15 protein-coding genes are annotated in these 16706 nt (G+C 69.0%); 12 read left to right on the top strand and 3 right to left on the bottom strand.

Annotation, left to right across the window (positions count from 1 at the left end; all coding sequences use genetic code 11):
• Both A9X05_RS24215 and A9X05_RS24210 read right to left on the bottom strand, forming a co-directional pair.
• Complete coding sequence (locus tag A9X05_RS24215; protein WP_067784495.1) at positions 1-708, bottom strand: type 1 glutamine amidotransferase; 708 nt, start codon at positions 706-708, stop codon at positions 1-3.
• On the bottom strand, positions 701-1930 hold the full coding sequence (locus tag A9X05_RS24210; protein ID WP_067756706.1) for a Mur ligase family protein: 1230 nt from the start codon (positions 1928-1930) through the stop codon (positions 701-703). The genes A9X05_RS24215 and A9X05_RS24210 overlap by 8 nt, the downstream gene beginning before the upstream one ends.
• A gap of 190 nt (positions 1931-2120) precedes the next feature.
• Between A9X05_RS24210 and A9X05_RS24205 the strand changes: the two genes are divergently transcribed.
• Both A9X05_RS24205 and A9X05_RS24200 read left to right on the top strand, forming a co-directional pair.
• A complete protein-coding gene (locus tag A9X05_RS24205; RefSeq protein ID WP_067784492.1) occupies positions 2121-3113 on the top strand; it encodes a DEDDh family exonuclease in 993 nt (330 codons plus the stop codon).
• A 384-nt stretch (positions 3114-3497) separates the two neighbouring features.
• Positions 3498-4970 carry a chloride channel protein gene (locus tag A9X05_RS24200; RefSeq protein WP_231969352.1) on the top strand — a complete coding sequence of 491 codons (1473 nt, stop codon included), beginning with the start codon at positions 3498-3500 and terminating at the stop codon, positions 4968-4970.
• 45 nt (positions 4971-5015) lie between these two features.
• Here the strand turns inward: A9X05_RS24200 and leuA are convergent, their stop codons facing one another.
• A complete protein-coding gene (gene leuA / locus A9X05_RS24195; RefSeq protein WP_197499187.1) occupies positions 5016-6860 on the bottom strand; it encodes a 2-isopropylmalate synthase in 1845 nt (614 codons plus the stop codon).
• A gap of 242 nt (positions 6861-7102) precedes the next feature.
• Between leuA and A9X05_RS24190 the strand changes: the two genes are divergently transcribed.
• From A9X05_RS24190 to A9X05_RS24145, 10 genes are all read left to right on the top strand, one after another.
• Positions 7103-8368, top strand: coding sequence for an aspartate kinase (locus A9X05_RS24190; protein WP_067756697.1), 1266 nt, complete (start codon positions 7103-7105; stop codon positions 8366-8368).
• 2 nt (positions 8369-8370) lie between these two features.
• Positions 8371-9417, top strand: a complete 1047-nt coding sequence (locus tag A9X05_RS24185; RefSeq protein WP_067756693.1) for an aspartate-semialdehyde dehydrogenase — start codon at positions 8371-8373, stop codon at positions 9415-9417.
• Between the two features lie 7 nt (positions 9418-9424).
• The gene (locus tag A9X05_RS24180) at positions 9425-10567 is read left to right on the top strand and encodes a DUF4185 domain-containing protein (protein ID WP_067784489.1); all 1143 of its coding nucleotides are present in this window, start codon (positions 9425-9427) and stop codon (positions 10565-10567) included.
• A gap of 63 nt (positions 10568-10630) precedes the next feature.
• Positions 10631-11011 carry a VOC family protein gene (locus A9X05_RS24175; protein WP_067784486.1) on the top strand — a complete coding sequence of 127 codons (381 nt, stop codon included), beginning with the start codon at positions 10631-10633 and terminating at the stop codon, positions 11009-11011.
• Between the two features lie 105 nt (positions 11012-11116).
• Positions 11117-11503: a hypothetical protein gene (locus A9X05_RS24170; RefSeq protein ID WP_067784484.1), complete on the top strand. Its 387-nt coding sequence runs from the start codon at positions 11117-11119 to the stop codon at positions 11501-11503.
• Positions 11504-11658: 155 nt separating this feature from the next.
• Complete coding sequence (locus A9X05_RS24165) at positions 11659-12084, top strand: hypothetical protein (protein WP_067784481.1); 426 nt, start codon at positions 11659-11661, stop codon at positions 12082-12084.
• Positions 12085-12191: 107 nt separating this feature from the next.
• Entirely contained in the window at positions 12192-13640 is a 1449-nt protein-coding gene (locus tag A9X05_RS24160) for a catalase (RefSeq protein WP_067784478.1), read from the top strand.
• 39 nt (positions 13641-13679) lie between these two features.
• A complete protein-coding gene (locus tag A9X05_RS24155; protein ID WP_156670151.1) occupies positions 13680-14327 on the top strand; it encodes a sensor domain-containing protein in 648 nt (215 codons plus the stop codon).
• 167 nt (positions 14328-14494) lie between these two features.
• On the top strand, positions 14495-15769 hold the full coding sequence (egtA, locus tag A9X05_RS24150) for an ergothioneine biosynthesis glutamate--cysteine ligase EgtA (RefSeq protein WP_067756670.1): 1275 nt from the start codon (positions 14495-14497) through the stop codon (positions 15767-15769).
• On the top strand, positions 15766-16706 hold a 941-nt coding region (locus A9X05_RS24145), incomplete at its 3' end, for an SUMF1/EgtB/PvdO family nonheme iron enzyme (protein ID WP_067784475.1). The genes egtA and A9X05_RS24145, both read left to right, overlap by 4 nt.

The raw sequence follows: 16706 nt of genomic DNA, 5'->3' as shown, positions 1-16706 counted from the left end.
TCAGCGCACCGCCAACCGCTCCCGGCGCAACAACTCCACCTCGGGCAGCTCCAGCGGCGCCAGCTCGCCCACCACCTTGCCCAACAGCAGGTCCGCTAGCTCGGGGTTGCGGGCCAGGCACGGGCCGTGCATGTACGTGGCCACGACGCTGCCCTGCACCGCTCCGTCGAAGCCGTCGCCCGCCCGATTGCCCGCGCCCTTGGCCACCGCGCCCAGCGGCGATGCGGCGGGGCCCAGGACGGTGCCGCCCCGGTGGTTCTCGAAACCGGTGAGCCGCTGGGTCAGCCCGGGCAACAGCGGCTTGCTGATCAATTCGCCGATGGTGCGGGCCTGCTGCGGCGAGGTGGTCGCGTCGAGCATCCCCACGCCGTCGACCCGTTCCCCCGCCGACGTCTCGTACCACTGGCCGAGCACCTGCACGGCGGCGCAGATCGCCAGCACGGGCGCGCCGCGCTCCGCGGCGCGCTGCAACCCGGGATGCTTGATCAGGTGCTTGGTGGCCAACCGCTGCGCGTAGTCCTCCGCCCCGCCCAGCGTGTAGAGGTCCAGTGAGTCCGGCACCGGGTCGGCCAGCGTGATCTCGACGATCTCCGCGGCGATGCCCCGCAACCGCAGGCGCTGGCGCAGCACCAGCGCGTTGCCGCCGTCGCCGTAGGTGCCCATCACGTCGGGCAGCACCAGCCCGATCCGCACGGTCGAATCAGCCATGGCGCGCCAACGCACGTTGCAGCTGGAGGAAGGCGGTGTAGTTCGCGACGACCTCGACCCGCCCCGGCGGGCAGGACGCGATGGCCGCCACGGTGTCGTGCACCAGGGTGTGGTCGACGCCCGCGTAGCCGAGGCGCACCGCGAGGTCGGTGCCCCGCTCCCCGGCGGCCACGACGGCGGTGTGCTCGAAGTGCTCGAAGCGGACGTCCCACAGCCAGGACAGGTCTTCGCCATCGGGCACCTGCCCGTTGACCGAGATGACGACCCCGGCCGCCTGCTTGTCCACCATCGACAGCGCCTCCTGCCAGCCGGCCGGGTTCTTGGCCAGCAGGATCCGCGCCTCGTGGTCGCCGACGCGGACGGTCCGGTAGCGCCCGGCGACCTCGTCGACGCCCGACACGGCCGCCACCGCCTTCGCGGGTTCCGCGCCCAGCGCGACGGCGGCGGCGACGGCCTGGGCGGCGTTTCCGCGATTCACCGCGCCCGGCAGCGCCAACCGCATCGGCAGGGCCAGCCCGTCGGGCCCGTAGAGGGTGTGGTCGTCGAACCACCACTGCGGGCTGGGCCGCTTGAAGTCGACGCCGGTGGAATACCAATGCCCCTTGTCGCGGACGATCACCTCGCCGCTGCGCGGGCAGCTGACCGAGTCGTTGGCCCACGAGCCGCCCGCGGCCACCCACACCACGTTCGGGCTGTCGTAGGCCGCCGACGTCATGAGCACGTCGTCACAGTTGGCGACGACGACCGCGTTGGGATGCCGGGCCAACCCGGCCCGCAGGGTGCGTTCGATGACGTTGATCTCGCCGACCCGGTCCAGCTGGTCGCGCGACAGGTTGAGCAGCACGACTACGGCGGGCTCGACGGCATCGGAGACGTGCGGCACGTGCATCTCGTCGACTTCCAGGGCCGCCAGCGGCGCCTCGCGGTTCGCCGCCAGCGCGGCCACCAGCCCGGCGTCCATGTTGGCGCCTTCGGCGTTGGTGGCCACCGAACCCAGCGTGCCCAGCGCGGCGGCGGTCATCCGGGTGGTGGTCGACTTGCCGTTGGTGCCGGTGACGACGACGGTACGTCGTCCGGCCGCCAGCTGACGCAGGACCGAGCGGTCCAGGGACATCGCGATCAGGCCACCGATCATCGCTCCCGCGCCGCGTCCGGTCACCCGCGAGGCCCAGCGCGCGCTCGCTCCCGCGGCGAGGGCCAGGCGTGCACGGGTGGTAACCACCCGGGCAGTTTAAGGGCGATCGCAAGCGCGGCGCAGAGCGCCGGGTGCTGCGGGTCGCCCTTATCCAATAAGGGCGATCGCAAGCGCGGTGCAGAGCGCCGGGTGCTGCGGGTCGCCCTTACCGAATTCAGCGACCGACACGGCAGCGAAGCGACCCGGTGATGTCGGTCCGACGTGCCATCCTGTCGACATGAACCGGGTGTCCTGGGGGCGGCCGGCCAGCGAGCCGGACGGGGGTTGGGCCGTCATCGACGTCGAGACGTCGGGATTTCGGCCCGGGCAGGCGCGGGTCATCAGCCTTGCGGTGCTGGGCCTCGACGCCGACGGACGCGTGGAGCAATCCGTCGTCAGCCTGCTCAACCCTGGCGTGGACCCCGGGCCAACCCACGTGCACGGCCTGACGGCGGCCATGCTGGAAGACCAGCCGCAGTTCGCCGACGTCGTCGACGACGTGGTCAAGGTGCTGGACGGTCGCACGCTGGTGGCCCACAACGTCGCGTTCGACTACGCGTTCCTGGCCGCGGAAGCCGAGCTCGCCGAGACCGAACTGCCAATCGACTCCGTCATGTGCACCGTGGAGCTGGCCCGGCGGTTGGACCTCGGCATCGACAACCTGCGCTTGGAGACCCTCGCGGCGCACTGGGGCGTCACGCAGGAACGGCCGCACGACGCCTTCGACGACGCGCTGGTCCTGACCGGTGTGCTGGCGTCGGCGCTCAGGCGTGCGCGCGAGCGCGACATCTGGCTGCCGGTGCATCCGGTGACCCGGCGACGGTGGCCGAACGGCCGCGTCACCCACGACGAGCTGCGCCCGTTGAAGGTGCTGGCCTCGCGGATGCCCTGCCCGTATCTCAATCCCGGGCTGTACGTGTCCGGGCGGCCGCTGGTGCAGGGCATGCGGGTGGCCCTGGCGGCCGAGGTCGGCCGCACCCACGAGGAACTGGTCGAACGCATCCTGCACGCCGGGCTGGCCTATACCGACGCCGTCGACGGCGAGACTTCGCTGGTGGTCTGCAATGACCCCGCCCCGGATCAGGGCAAGGGCTACCTGGCCAAGCAGCTCGGGGTGCCGGTGGTCTCCGACGCGCAGTTCATGGACTCCATCCGCGCGGTCGTGGGCGGCACCAGCATGGAGGAGTTCACCGACACCACCGCGGTGGACCAGCAGCTCGCATTGTTCTGACGCTCGACCTGCTGCGCTGACGGGACGCTTAACAGGCGGACGCCAGGGAATTCAGCCCTAACTCCCAGCAATGCCTCGGCCGTTGAGCACGCCGACGGCGCGCGGAGTTGTTACGATTCAGCGGATCACCGCAGGACGCGAATCGTGTCCTGCGAGTTGCGTTCTGGGGAATCTGTCGAGAGTTGATGCATCGATCGGATCGGTGAGGAATTCTTTGTAGTGAGTGGACGGTTAGCCGACTTCAACGTCGATCGGCGGTTAATTCCAATCACGGGCATCGCGATAGTCATCGGCGCCCTGTCAGCACTGGTGGCCTGGTGTCTGTTGAAGCTCATCGGTTTGGTCACTAATCTTGTTTTTTATCAACGTATTTCGGATGCTCTGGTGTCGCCGGCGGCAAACCACCATCCGTGGTGGCTGATTCTGGGTGCGCCGATAGCCGGCGGTTTGGTCATCGGCCTGATGGCGCGGTACGGATCCGATCAGGTACGTGGTCACGGCATGCCTGAGACCATCGAAGTGATTCTCACCGGCAGCAGCCGCGTCGAGCCCAAAGTTGCTGTGCTCAAGCCGATCTCGGCGGCCGTCAGCATCGGTACCGGCGGCCCGTTCGGCGCGGAGGGGCCGATCGTGATGACCGGCGGGGCCATGGGTTCCGTTGTCGCTCAATTCCTGCATCTGACCGCAGACGAGCGAAAGATCCTGCTGGCCTCCGGCGCCGCCGGGGGCATCGCGGCCACCTTTAACGCACCACTGGCATCCATCCTGCTGGCCGTCGAATTGCTGCTCTTCGAATGGCGGCCGCGGAGCATGGTCCCCGTCGCGAGCGCGGTAGCGATGGCCACCGTGGTGCGCTTGTTCATCCTGGGCACCGCGCCGGTATTCCCGGTCGAGGCGCATGTAGCTGAAATCCATTGGTCCATCGACGCTTTGGCGGTATGCGTCGGACTGGCCGGCGCTGCGCTCGCCATCTCGGTGACGCACCTGGTCTACTGGGCCGAAAACACCTTCCCGCGCCTACCCATTCACTGGATGTGGTGGCCGGCGATCGGCGGTCTGATCATCGGCGCGGGCGGACTGATTGAACCGCGCGCTCTCGGGGTCGGTTACAACGTGATCGATGCACTTCTCACCGGGCGCGCCGGACTGTCGCTGATCGTGGGCATCCTCGTGGTGAAAACCGCGATCTGGGCGCTGTCGCTGGGTTCGGGAACATCGGGCGGTGTATTCGCCCCCGTGTTCATGATCGGCAGCGCGCTCGGAGCCTTCATCGGGCACTGGTTTCCGCACGTGTATCCGGGATTCTGGGCGATGCTGGGCCTGGCCGCCGTCGTTTGCGGCATCATGCGGGCTCCCCTGGCGGCCATCATGTTCACCCTCGAGCTCACTCGCGCGTGGCCGGCGATGCTGCCGGTGGTCATCGCCACGATCACCGCCTACGCGATATCCGCGTTGCTGCTCGCCCGCTCGGTGCTCACCGAGAAGATTGCACGCAGCGGAATGCATCTGACGCGTGATTACACGACCGACCCGCTGGAGGCGTTCCTGGTCGCCGAAGTGATGCGCTCCGGGCCGCCACCCGCCCCGGCGGGTGGCACGGTGGGCAGCAAGGCCACGCTGCGGCATGCCGCGAATGTCTTCGCGGAATCGGATGGCCGCCCGCTGCGGGTGGTATCGCCGGACGGTTCCGATCAGGGCCACTTGTTGATGAAGGACTTGCTGACCGCCCGGCTGCACGATCTCACCGAGGACACGGAACGGACGAGGCATCTCGTGCCGTATTTTCCCAAGCCGCCGCGAAGCATCGTTCGCCGGTGGGCCCGCGACGGTGATCGACGCGACGAGCGTGCGAGTTGAACCGGGACGAGCCCAACTCCGTCGCCGCGGCCTCGACGCCGAGCGTTACTTCCGGGACGCGCGGTTGACCGCCGACACGACGGCGCGCAACGACGCGGTGGTGATCGACGGCGCGATGCCGACGCCCCAGACGGAGCGGCCGTTCACCGACGCCTCCACGTATGCCGCCGCCTGCGCGTCGTCGCCGGCGCTCATCGCGTGCTCGGAGTAATCGAGGACCGCGACGTCGAAGCCGACACCGCCGAGCGCGTGGACGAAGGCCGCGAGCGGGCCGTTGCCCACGCCGCTGATCTCGGTCTCCACGCCGTTGACCTTGACGGTCGCGGCGACCGTGGTGGTGCCGCTGTCTTCCTCCGACGCCTCGACGCGCTGTTTCATCCGCTCCAGCGGCCACACCGGGGCGAGGTACTCCTCGGAGAACACGTCCCACATCTCCTTCGGGGAGACCTCCCCGCCCTCGCCCTCGGTGATCTTCTGGATCGCCTGGGAGAACTCGATCTGCAGCCGGCGCGGCAGGGCCAGGCCGTGGTCGGACTTCATGATGTAGGCCACACCGCCCTTGCCGGACTGCGAGTTGACCCGGATCACCGCTTCGTAGGTGCGCCCGACGTCTTTGGGGTCGATCGGCAGATACGGGACCTGCCAGAGCATGTCCTCGACGTCGGTGTCCGCGGCGTCGGCGTCGACCTTCATCTGGTCCAGGCCCTTGTTGATCGCATCCTGATGGCTGCCGGAGAACGCGGTGTAGACCAGGTCCCCGCCGTAGGGGTGACGCTCGTGGACGGGAAGCTGGTTGCAGTATTCGACCGTGCGGCGGATCTCGTCGATGTTGGAGAAGTCGATCTGGGGGTCGACGCCGCGGGAGAACAGGTTGAGCCCCAGCGTCACCAGGCACACGTTGCCGGTGCGTTCGCCGTTGCCGAATAGGCAGCCCTCGATCCGGTCGGCGCCCGCCGCGAAGCCCAATTCCGCTGCGGCGACAGCCGTCCCGCGGTCATTGTGCGGGTGCAGGCTCAGGATGACGGATTCCCGATTGGCCAGGTTGCGGCTCATCCACTCGATCGAGTCGGCGTAGACGTTGGGAGTGGCCATCTCGACCGTGGCGGGCAGGTTGAAGATGATGGGGTTCTCCGGTGTCGGCGCGATGATCTCGCCGACGGCGTCACACACCTGCCTGGCGTATTCGAGCTCGGTTCCGGTGTAGGACTCCGGCGAATATTCGAAACGCCATTGCGTGCCAGGGTATTTGGCGGCCTCCTCGACGCACTTGCGGGCGCCGTCGGTCGCGATCGCCTGCACCGCGGCCCGGTCGGCGCGAAAAACCACGCGGCGCTGCAGGATCGACGTCGAATTGTAGAAGTGCACGATGACCCGCGACGCGCCCTCGCACGCCAGGAACGTGCGCTCGATGAGCTCGGGACGGCACTGCGTCAGCACCTGGATGGTGACGTCGTCCGGGATGGCGCCGTCGGTGATGATCTCGCGGACGAAGTCGAAATCGGTTTGGCTGGCCGACGGGAAGCCGACCTCGATCTCCTTGTATCCCATGCGAACCAGCAGATCGAACATGCGGCGCTTGCGGGTCGGGCTCATCGGGTCGATCAGCGCCTGGTTGCCGTCGCGTAGGTCCACCGCGCACCACAGCGGGGCGCGGTCGATGACGCGGTCGGGCCAGGTGCGGTCGGCCAGGCGGATGGGCTCGACTTCCTCGGCGAAGGATCGGTACCGGTTGACCGGCATCGCCGAACCACGCTGCGGATTCCAGGCGGGCTGTCCGGGGCCCGGCGGGCCCGCGGGTTTGACGATCGATCGGGCTGACGTATAGGCGTCGGGATTGGAAGTCACGGTAGTTGCTCCGGGGGTGTCAGAAGGAACCTCAGACCGGCGCATCGCGAACACCCGCGACGGGAAGCCGGTCTGGATCAGACCCCGTCGCGGCGTCCGAGGAGGAGCACCCGCTGCACGCCCTGCACTCTACCGCGATTGGCGCCCGGGAGGAAAATCGTCGAAAATCATGCCAAAACCGCAGGCTGCGGTGGTCGGCATCGGGGCGTAAACCGTTATGTGCAGCCACGTATTCTGTTGTGGACTTAAATCGTGCCCAAGGGCGGGAAGATTGCGGGAAACATAACGTGGCGCTGGTCGTGCAAAAGTACGGCGGATCATCGGTGGCCGACGCCGATCGGATCCGCCGTGTCGCCGAACGCATCGTCGCGACCAAGAAGCAGGGGAACGACGTCGTCGTCGTGGTCTCCGCCATGGGCGACACCACCGACGACCTGATGGATCTGGCCCAGCAGGTCTGCCCGGCCCCGCCGCCGCGGGAACTCGACATGCTGCTGACCGCCGGCGAACGCATCTCCAACGCGCTGGTGGCCATGGCGATCGAATCGCTGGGCGCGGAGGCGCGCTCGTTCACCGGCTCGCAGGCCGGGGTCATCACCACCGGCACCCACGGCAACGCGAAGATCATCGAGGTCACCCCCGGGCGGCTGCAGGCCGCGCTCGACGAGGGCCGCATCGTGCTGGTCGCCGGCTTCCAGGGCGTCAGCCAGGACACCCGGGACGTCACCACACTGGGGCGCGGCGGTTCGGACACCACGGCGGTGGCCCTGGCCGCGGCCCTGCACGCCGACGTCTGCGAGATCTACACCGACGTCGACGGCATCTTCACCGCGGACCCGCGGATCGTGCACAACGCGCGCCGGCTGGACAAGGTGACCTTCGAGGAGATGCTCGAGATGGCGGCCTGCGGCGCGAAGGTGCTGATGCTGCGCTGCGTGGAATACGCCCGCCGCTACAACATTCCGGTGCACGTCCGCTCGTCCTACTCGGACAAGCCCGGCACCGTCGTCGTCGGATCGATCAAGGACATAGCCATGGAAGACCCAATCCTGACCGGAGTCGCGCACGACCGCAGCGAGGCCAAGGTGACCGTCGTCGGCATCCCCGACATCCCCGGCTACGCGGCTCGGGTCTTCCGGGCGGTCGCCGACGCCGACGTGAACATCGACATGGTGCTGCAGAACGTCTCCAAGGTGGAGGACGGCAAGACCGACATCACCTTCACCTGCTCGCGCGACAGCGGGCCCACGGCGGTGGCCAAGCTGGACGCGCTCAAGGACGAGATCGGCTTCACCCAGCTGCTCTACGACGACCACATCGGCAAGGTGTCGCTGATCGGCGCGGGCATGCGCAGCCACCCCGGCGTCACCGCGACCTTCTGTGAGGCCCTGGCCGCCGTCGGCGTCAACATCGAGCTGATTTCCACCTCGGAGATCCGCATCTCGGTCCTGTGCCGCGACACCGAACTAGACAAGGCCGTCGTGGCGTTGCATGAGGCGTTCGGGCTTGGCGGGGACGAGAAGGCGACGGTGTATGCGGGGACGGGCAGGTAGATATGGGCGCGAATAGCGTGTCAATAGGCGTTGTGGGCGCCACCGGCCAGGTCGGCCAGGTGATGCGTAGGTTGCTCGACGAGCGGGACTTCCCCGCGACGTCGGTGCGGTTCTTCGCCTCGGCCCGCTCGCAGGGCCGCAAGCTGGAATTCCGCGGCCAGGAGATCGAGGTCGAGGACGCCGCGACCGCGGACCCGAGCGGCCTGGACATCGCGCTGTTCTCCGCCGGCAAGACGATGTCGCTGGTGCAGGCGCCGCGCTTCGCCGCGGCCGGGGTGACCGTGATCGACAACTCGTCGGCCTGGCGCAAGGACCCCGACGTGCCGCTGGTGGTGTCGGAGGTCAACTTCGACAGGGACGCCCACCGTCGACCCAAGGGCATCATCGCCAACCCGAACTGCACCACGATGGCCGCGATGCCGGTGCTCAAGGTGCTGCACGACGAAGCCCAGCTGGTGCGCCTGGTGGTGTCGAGCTACCAGGCGGTGTCCGGCAGCGGGCTGGCCGGGGTGGAGGAGCTGGCCACGCAGGCCCGCGCGGTCATCGACGGCGCCGAGCAGCTCGTGCACGACGGGGCAGCGATCGAGTTCCCCGCGCCCAAGACCTACGTCGCGCCGATCGCGTTCAACGTCGTGCCGCTGGCCGGCTCGCTGGTCGATGACGGCTCCGGCGAGACCGACGAGGACCAGAAGCTGCGGCACGAGAGCCGCAAGATCCTCGGCATCCCGGAGCTGGCGGTGAGCGGAACCTGCGTGCGGGTACCGGTTTTCACCGGGCACTCGCTGTCGATCAACGCCGAATTCGCCCGGCCGCTGTCGCCCGAGCGGGCCCGGCAGCTGCTCGACGGCGCGCCCGGGGTGAAGGTGGTCGACGTGCCGACGCCGTTGGCGGCCGCGGGCGTCGACGAGTCGTTGGTCGGCCGCATCCGGCACGACCCCGGCGTGCCCGACGGGCGCGGCCTGGCCCTGTTCGTGTCGGGGGACAACCTGCGCAAGGGGGCGGCGCTGAACACCATCCAGATCGCCGAGTTGCTGGCCGCCCAGTTGTGAGAAGCGGGTGAGCACCGCCCATACCCGACTGATCGCGCGGTGCTCGCTTGCATTGGCTTTGATTGCCCCGCAAGGAGTTTGGCTCGCCCACGCCGATCCGCCGGCGCCCGCGCCCGAGCCCATCGTGCAACCGCTGGCGCCCGGCCAGGTGGTGCGGATCGGCCCGACCGCCGGCACCGGCACGCCCACCGGGGACTACGGCATCGGCGCGACCGACCTCTGTGAGTTCGTGGAGTTCCCCGCCGAACTGTTGCAGGTCTGCGGCGACAGCTTCGCCGGCCAGGGCGTCGGGTTCGGTGGTTGGTACGCGCCGGTGGCGCTGCGTGTGGACACCGCCTCGGTCGACGATCCGGCCGGCGTGCGCTACACCGGCGTCACCGGCGTCAGCAAACCGCTGCTGGCCGATCCGACCCCGCCGGGTGCCTCGCAGCTGCCGGCCGGGGTGGTGCAGATCAACCGGCGCAACTACGTGATGGTGACGACGACGAAAAACCTGGAACCGCAAAGCTCCCGGCTCGTGACGGCCGAGCCCGCGCGGGCCGGGTGGCAGACCATCCCCGGGTCGCGCCGGCCCGCGTCCTACCAGGGCGGCTCGCAGACGCAGATCAGCGGCTACTACGACCCCATTCCCACCGCGGACTCGCCGACCGGCTGGGTGTACATCGTGGCCGACAGCTTCACCCGTCGGAACCCCGTCGTGCTCTACCGGGCCACCCCGCAATCGTTCACCGACCGGTCCCGGTGGCAGGGGTGGGCGGCCGGGCCGGGCGGCGGCTGGGGCAAGCCGCCCACGCCGCTGTGGCCGGAAGCGGTGGGCGAGTTGTGCGTCCGGCAAATCGACGGAAAGGCGGTGCTGTCCTACTTCAACGCCGTCACGGGCAACATGGAGGTCCGCGTCGCCGACGACCCGACCGCCCTGGGCGACGCGCCGGTCACCACGGTGGTGCAGCACGACGAGTGGCCCGATCCGGCGGAGAGCCTGCCGCCCCCGTATGACAACCGGCTCGCGCAACCGTACGGCGGTTACATCTCGCCCGGTTCCACACTCGACGAGCTGCGAATCTTCGTGAGCCAGTGGGACACTCGCGCGCGTGTGGCCGCGCCCTACCGGGTGATTCAGTTCGCGGTCAACCCACTCAAACCGGAGTAGGGCACGTTAGTCGGCCCGTACAGCGGTGCCCGCCGGGCTGGATTCGTCGTTCACACTGCTCCCATGGAATTCATCAGCGCCGACCCGGTCCTTGCCGTGCACGATCTGAACGGAACCGCTCAGTGGTTTCAGTCGGTGCTCGGCTGCGACATCACCGAGCCGGATCCGGGAAATTGGATGTTCTGCGCCGCGGGGACGGTGACCTTCCGGCTCGGCCGATGCCCTGACGCCCTCCCGGCCGCCCAGTTGGGCGACCACAGCTACCTCGCGTACCTCACGGTGGACGGTGTCGACGCCTTCTACCGCCGCGCCGTCGCGCAGCACGCCGACGTCATCGAAGCTCCCACGACCGAACCGTGGGGCAGGCGCGAGATGGGCCTGCGATCTCCAGAAGGGCACCGGTTCATGCTGTCCGAACTGGTTGATGGCACCCCGGACGAGTGACGCCGAGAAAGGCGTCTTGGCAGATGGGCGGCGTTTTCATCCTCATAGCTGCTACATAAGTGACGCATAGCCGCAACTATTGTTAACGGCTTCATCATTTGTCTCATGAGTGAAACATCTGAAACCCCCACCACGCGGTCGTCGACCGCAACTGCCCCGGCGGCCGCCGCGGCAGCGACAGCCCCCTACCGGGCGGCACGCGTCTTCCACCTCGCCGCCTGGGTCGCCATCGTCGCCGGGATCGTGTTCATCGTCGCGGTCATCTTCTTCACCGGCTTCATCCTCGGCCACCGCGGCGGCCACCACGGCCATCACCACCACAAGCACCACGCGGCGTTCATGCACCCCCACCGCATGGGCGGCCCGGGCGGTCCGGGTGCCCAGCAGGGTGGACCGGCCGGCATCCAGCAGGGCGGACCCGGGGCGGCGACGCCCGGCGCCCCCGGCCCGAGCCAGATCCCGACGTCGGTCGCCCCGTCCCGCACGCCGTAGCCCAACCTCACTGAACAACCAGCAGCCCGGTGCTCGCGAGAGCGCCGGGCTGCGCGTCGTCTCGCCACCGGCGACCGGCCGCCCCGTGTCGATTCACAGCAAGTTTTCCGCGGCGGACCTGTTAAGCGCGTGAGGGCCTGGGCATATTGGAAGGCATGACCGAGACACCCGGACCGACGCCACCGCCGACTCCCGCCGCCACCACCGCACCCGCGCCTCCACCCGCGGAGCGCGTGAAGCCGCCGGCGCTCTACACGGCCGCGGCGTGGGTGGTCATCGTGGCCGGCGTCGTCTTCATCATCTCGACTGTCTTCTTCGTCGGCGCGTTCGTGTACGGCTACTACCACCACTGCCACCATCACCACGGCCCGATGTTCAGACCGGGCGGCGGCCCCGGACCGGGCAACGGGCCGTGGGGCCCCGGTCCGAGCGGCCAGTGGGGCTACGGCGGGCCGGGGTTGATCGTGCCCATGCCGCCCGCCGGCCCGGGTGGACCCGGCGGACCCGGCCTAAGCGGCCCCGGCCAGCCGCCGGCGAGTGCTGTCAGCCCGACCCCCGCCCTGCCGGCACCACGCCCGTAACTACCGGTGCGATCTTGATGCGGTCCAGAGAAAGCGCATAGTTATTGGCGCGCAGGGGTATTCGTCGCCAATATCCAAGGGCAGCCCAGCAAAGAGGAGATAGCGACATGACGGAGCGTTTCACCACCAATGACGCCGGCATCGCTGCGCCCAGCGACGACCAGTCGTTGACGATCGGTCCCGACGGCCCGATCCTGCTGCAGGACCATTACCTGATCGAGCAGATGGCCCAATTCAACCGGGAACGCATCCCGGAGCGGCAGCCGCACGCGAAGGGCGGCGGAGCCTTCGGCACCTTCGAGGTCACCAACGACGTCAGTAAATACACGAGGGCCGCGGTCTTCCAGCCGGGCACCAAGACCGAGATGCTGGCCCGGTTCTCCACCGTCGCCGGTGAGCGCGGCAGCCCGGACACCTGGCGGGACCCGCGCGGCTTCGCGCTGAAGTTCTACACCAGCGAAGGCAATTTCGACCTGGTCGGCAACAACACCCCGGTCTTCTTCATGCGCGACCCGTTGAAGTTCCAGCACTTCATCCGGTCGCAAAAACGCATGCAGGCAACGAATTTGCGCGACCACAACATGCAGTGGGACTTCTGGACGCTCTCACCGGAGTCCGCGCACCAGGTGACTTGGCTGATGGGCGACCGCGGCATCCCCAAGTCGTGGCGGCAGATGAACGGCTACAGCAGCCACACGTACAGCTGGATCAACGCCGGCGGTGAAATCTTCTGGGTCAAATACCATTTCATCGCCGACCAGGGCATCGACTTCCTGCCCCAGGAGGACGCGGACCGGCTGGCAGGCGAGGACGGCGACTACCACCAGCGCGACCTTTACGAGGCAATCGAGGGCGGGAACCATCCCAGCTGGACCCTGAAGATGCAGATCATGCCGTACGAGGAAGCCAGGAATTATCGGTTCAACCCGTTCGACCTGACCAAGGTCTGGCCGCACGGCGACTACCCGTTGATCGACGTCGGCAAGATGACGCTGAACCGCAACGTCACCGATTACCACACCGAGATCGAGCAGGCGGCCTTCGAACCGAACAACACCGTGCCGGGCACCGGGCTGAGCCCGGACAAGATGCTGCAGGCCCGCGGGTTCTCCTACTCCGACGCGCATCGCGCCCGCCTGGGGACCAACTACCGGCAGATTCCCGTGAACACGCCGAAGGTCGAGGTGAACAGCTACTCGAAGGACGGCGCGATGCGGATCAAGAACGTGTCCGACCCCGTGTACGCGCCCAACTCGTACGGTGGCCCGCACGCCGACCCGGCGCGCGCCGCCGAGGTGCGCTGGCATGCGGACGGCGACATGGTCCGCGCCGCGTACACGCTGCACCCCGAGGACGACGACTGGGGGCAGGCCGGCACCATGGTCCGCGACGTCCTCGACGATGCGGCCCGAGATCGGTTGGCGCACAACATCATCGGTCACGTCTCCAAGGGCGTCAAGGAGCCGGTGCTGTCACGCGTGTTCGAGTACTGGCGCAACGTCGACCCCGACCTCGGCAAGAAGGTCGAAGAGGGCGTGCGCGGCAACGGGGGCTGACCAACACCCCGGCGTCCTGGCATGATCGCTGGAATGACCATGCGGGTTCGCGGCGCCGCGATCGCCATCGGCCTGGCCATCGAGTGCGCGGTCGCGCTTCCCGTTGCGACCGCCCACCCGTCGGAACCGGGAGTGGTGAACTATGCCGTCCTGGGTAAGGGCTCGGTCGGCAACATCGTCGGCGGACCCATGGCCTGGGAGTCGGTCTTCACCCGACCGGTCCAGGGGGATTGGGTCGACATCCCCGTGTGCAACAACTGGGCCGACATCGGGCTGCCCGAGGTGTACGACGACCCCGACCTCGCGTCGTTCAACGGTGCCGTCACGCAGACGGCGGCGAACGACCAGACCCACTTCGTCAAACAGGCCGTCGGGGTGTTCGCCACCAACGATGCCGCCGACCGCGCTTTCCATCGCCTGGTGGACCGGACGGTGGGCTGCTCGGGCCAGACCACCGCGATGCATCTGGACAACGGGGCCACGCAGGTCTGGTCGTTCGACGGCGGGCCGCCGGGCGCGGCCGACGCGAGCTGGACCAAACAAGAAGCCGGTACCGATCGGCGCTGCTTCAATCAAACCAGGCTGCGCGAAAACGTGTTACTGCAGGCCAAGGTCTGCCAGTCTGGCAACGCCGGGCCGGCGGTCAACGTGCTGGCCGGCGCGATGCAGAACGCGCTGGGTCAATGAGCGGGGCGCCGGAGCCGGGTCGGGCAGGCTTGAAAAGTAGCGCGAACGGGAATATGTCGGGGCCATCTGCTAGATGAAGAAGTGGCGGTCACCGTTCCCTTAGTCGGGTACGGGGACAGGTTCGCAGACGCGTGTTCAGGCTTGCTCAGGCCCGAAGGGATAGTGATATGACGTTCGCCGCCATCACTACCGCCGGCTCCGAGCTGGCCGGTGCGGAGATGGCCGATTCCCAAGCCGCCGCGCGTTACATCGCCGACGGCTGCTTGGTGGACGCCCCGCTGGGCCGCGTTGGTCTCGAGATGGAGGGCCACTGCCACGACCCGGCGGACCCGCATCGCAGGCCCGGCTGGGACGAGATCGGCGAGGTGTTGGGGCGCCTGCCCGAGTTGCCGGGCGGCAGCCGGGTCACGGTGGAGCCCGGCGGTGCGGTGGAGCTGTCCGGCCCGCCGGCTGACGGCGTGGTCAGCGCCATCGACGCGATGCGGCGCGATCAGGCCGCGCTGCGGTCGGCGTTCGCCGACGCCGGCCTGGGTCTGGTATTCCTCGGCGCGGACCCGCTGCGGCCACCCAAGCGAATCAACCCGGGCGCGCGTTACCGCGCCATGGAGCAGTTCTTCGCGTCCAGCCGCTCGGGCGACGCGGGCTCGGCGATGATGACGTCCACAGCGTCCATCCAGGTCAACCTCGACGCGGGGCCGCGGGCCGGCTGGGCGGCGCGCGTGCGGCTGGCGCACGCGCTGGGACCCACCATGATCGCGATCGCCGCGAACTCCCCGATGCTGCGCGGCGAGTTCACCGGGTGGGCCTCCACCCGGCAGTGGGTGTGGGGCCAGATGGACGCGGCACGATGCGGGCCGGTCCTGGGCGCCAGCGGCGACGACCCCGGCACCGACTGGGCGCGCTACGCGCTCAAGGCGCCGGTGATGCTGGTACACGCCCCGGACGCCGCCGCGGTCACGCACTGGGTGCCCTTCGCCGACTGGGTGGACGGCCGGGTGTTGCTCGGCGATCGCCGTCCCACCGTCGCCGACCTGGAATACCACCTGACCACCCTGTTCCCGCCGGTGCGCCCAAGGCAGTGGCTGGAGATCCGCTATCTCGACAGCGTGCCGGACGAGTTCTGGCCGGCCGTGGTGTTCACGCTGACGGCCCTGCTCGACGACCCCGTCGCGGCCGAGACAGCGGCCGAGGCAGTCGAACCCGTGGCCACCGCATGGGACACCGCGGCCCGGGTGGGCCTGCGGGACCGGCGGCTGTACGCCGCGGCCAACCAGTGCGTGGCGATCGCCGCCGAGCTGGCGCCGCCCGAGCTCGGCGAGTCGATGCAGCGGCTGGTCGACGCCGTCGAACGGTGCCGATGTCCCGGCGACGACTTCTCCGATCAGGTGATCCAGCACGGCATCGCGCCCACCGTGGCGCGCCTGGCCCAAGGGGGGCTGTGACGTCCGCGGATGAATGCCGGGCGGGTCTCGCCGACGATCTGGCGCGGGCGCGGACGCGAACGTTGCGGCTGGTCGAGTTCGACGACGCCGAACTGTACCGGCAGTACGACCCCCTGATGAGCCCGCTGGTGTGGGACCTCGCGCACATCGGTCAGCAAGAGGAGTTCTGGCTGCTGCGGGCCGGCGACCCCGGTCGGCCGGGCATGTTGCCGCCTGCCGTCGAAGGCCTGTACGACGCCTTCGTGCACTCCCGCGCGAGCCGCGTCGAGCTGCCGCTGCTGTCACCGGATCGCGCGCGGGCTTATTGCCGGACGGTGCGCTCGGCCGCCCTCGACGCCCTCGACGCCCTACCCGAGGATGCCGACAGCTTCCCGTTCGCGTTGGTGATCAGCCACGAGAACCAGCACGACGAAACCATGCTGCAGGCGTTGAACCTCCGCAGCGGCGCCCCGCTGCTGCGCGACACCGCGGCCTTGCCGGCCGGCCGGCCAGGCGTGGCCGGCACCTCGGTGCTGGTGCCCGCCGGCCCGTTCGTGCTGGGCGTCGACGCGGCGAGCGAACCGTACTCGCTGGACAACGAGCGGCCCGCCCACGTCGTCGACGTGCCCTCGTTCCGGATCGGCCGGGTGCCGGTCACCAACGGCGAGTGGCGGCACTTCGTGGAAGACGGCGGATACCGGCAGCCACGCTGGTGGTCGGAGCGCGGTTGGGAGCATCGCCGGCGTGCGGGCCTCACGGCGCCGCAGTTCTGGAGCCCCGACGCGCGGACGCGCACCCGGTTCGGCCACGTCGAAGACATCCCGGCCGACGAACCGGTGCAGCACGTCACCTTCTTCGAGGCCGAGGCCTACGCCGCCTGGGCCGGCGCGCGGCTGCCCACCGAGATCGAATGGGAGAAGGCCTGCGCGTGGGATCCGGCCACCGGCCGTCGGCGCCG

It is taken from the genome of Mycobacterium sp. E3298 (assembly GCF_001666895.1).
In the GTDB taxonomy this organism is placed as follows: Bacteria; Actinomycetota; Actinomycetes; order Mycobacteriales; family Mycobacteriaceae; genus Mycobacterium.
The sequence above is the reverse complement of the archived record's forward strand: the minus strand, read 5'-3'. Positions and strand labels throughout refer to the sequence as shown.

Excerpts from the sequence above, each read along its gene's own strand:
- A9X05_RS24215 (WP_067784495.1), bottom strand. The coding sequence starts at position 708 with ATGGCTGATTCGACCGTGCGGATCGGGCTGGTGCTGCCCGACGTGATG.
- A9X05_RS24205 (WP_067784492.1), top strand. The coding sequence starts at position 2,121 with ATGAACCGGGTGTCCTGGGGGCGGCCGGCCAGCGAGCCGGACGGGGGT.
- leuA (WP_197499187.1), bottom strand. The coding sequence starts at position 6,860 with ATGCGCCGGTCTGAGGTTCCTTCTGACACCCCCGGAGCAACTACCGTG.
- A9X05_RS24185 (WP_067756693.1), top strand. The coding sequence starts at position 8,371 with ATGGGCGCGAATAGCGTGTCAATAGGCGTTGTGGGCGCCACCGGCCAG.
- A9X05_RS24175 (WP_067784486.1), top strand. The coding sequence starts at position 10,631 with ATGGAATTCATCAGCGCCGACCCGGTCCTTGCCGTGCACGATCTGAAC.
- A9X05_RS24170 (WP_067784484.1), top strand. The coding sequence starts at position 11,117 with ATGAGTGAAACATCTGAAACCCCCACCACGCGGTCGTCGACCGCAACT.
- A9X05_RS24165 (WP_067784481.1), top strand. The coding sequence starts at position 11,659 with ATGACCGAGACACCCGGACCGACGCCACCGCCGACTCCCGCCGCCACC.
- A9X05_RS24160 (WP_067784478.1), top strand. The coding sequence starts at position 12,192 with ATGACGGAGCGTTTCACCACCAATGACGCCGGCATCGCTGCGCCCAGC.
- A9X05_RS24155 (WP_156670151.1), top strand. The coding sequence starts at position 13,680 with ATGCGGGTTCGCGGCGCCGCGATCGCCATCGGCCTGGCCATCGAGTGC.
- egtA (WP_067756670.1), top strand. The coding sequence starts at position 14,495 with ATGACGTTCGCCGCCATCACTACCGCCGGCTCCGAGCTGGCCGGTGCG.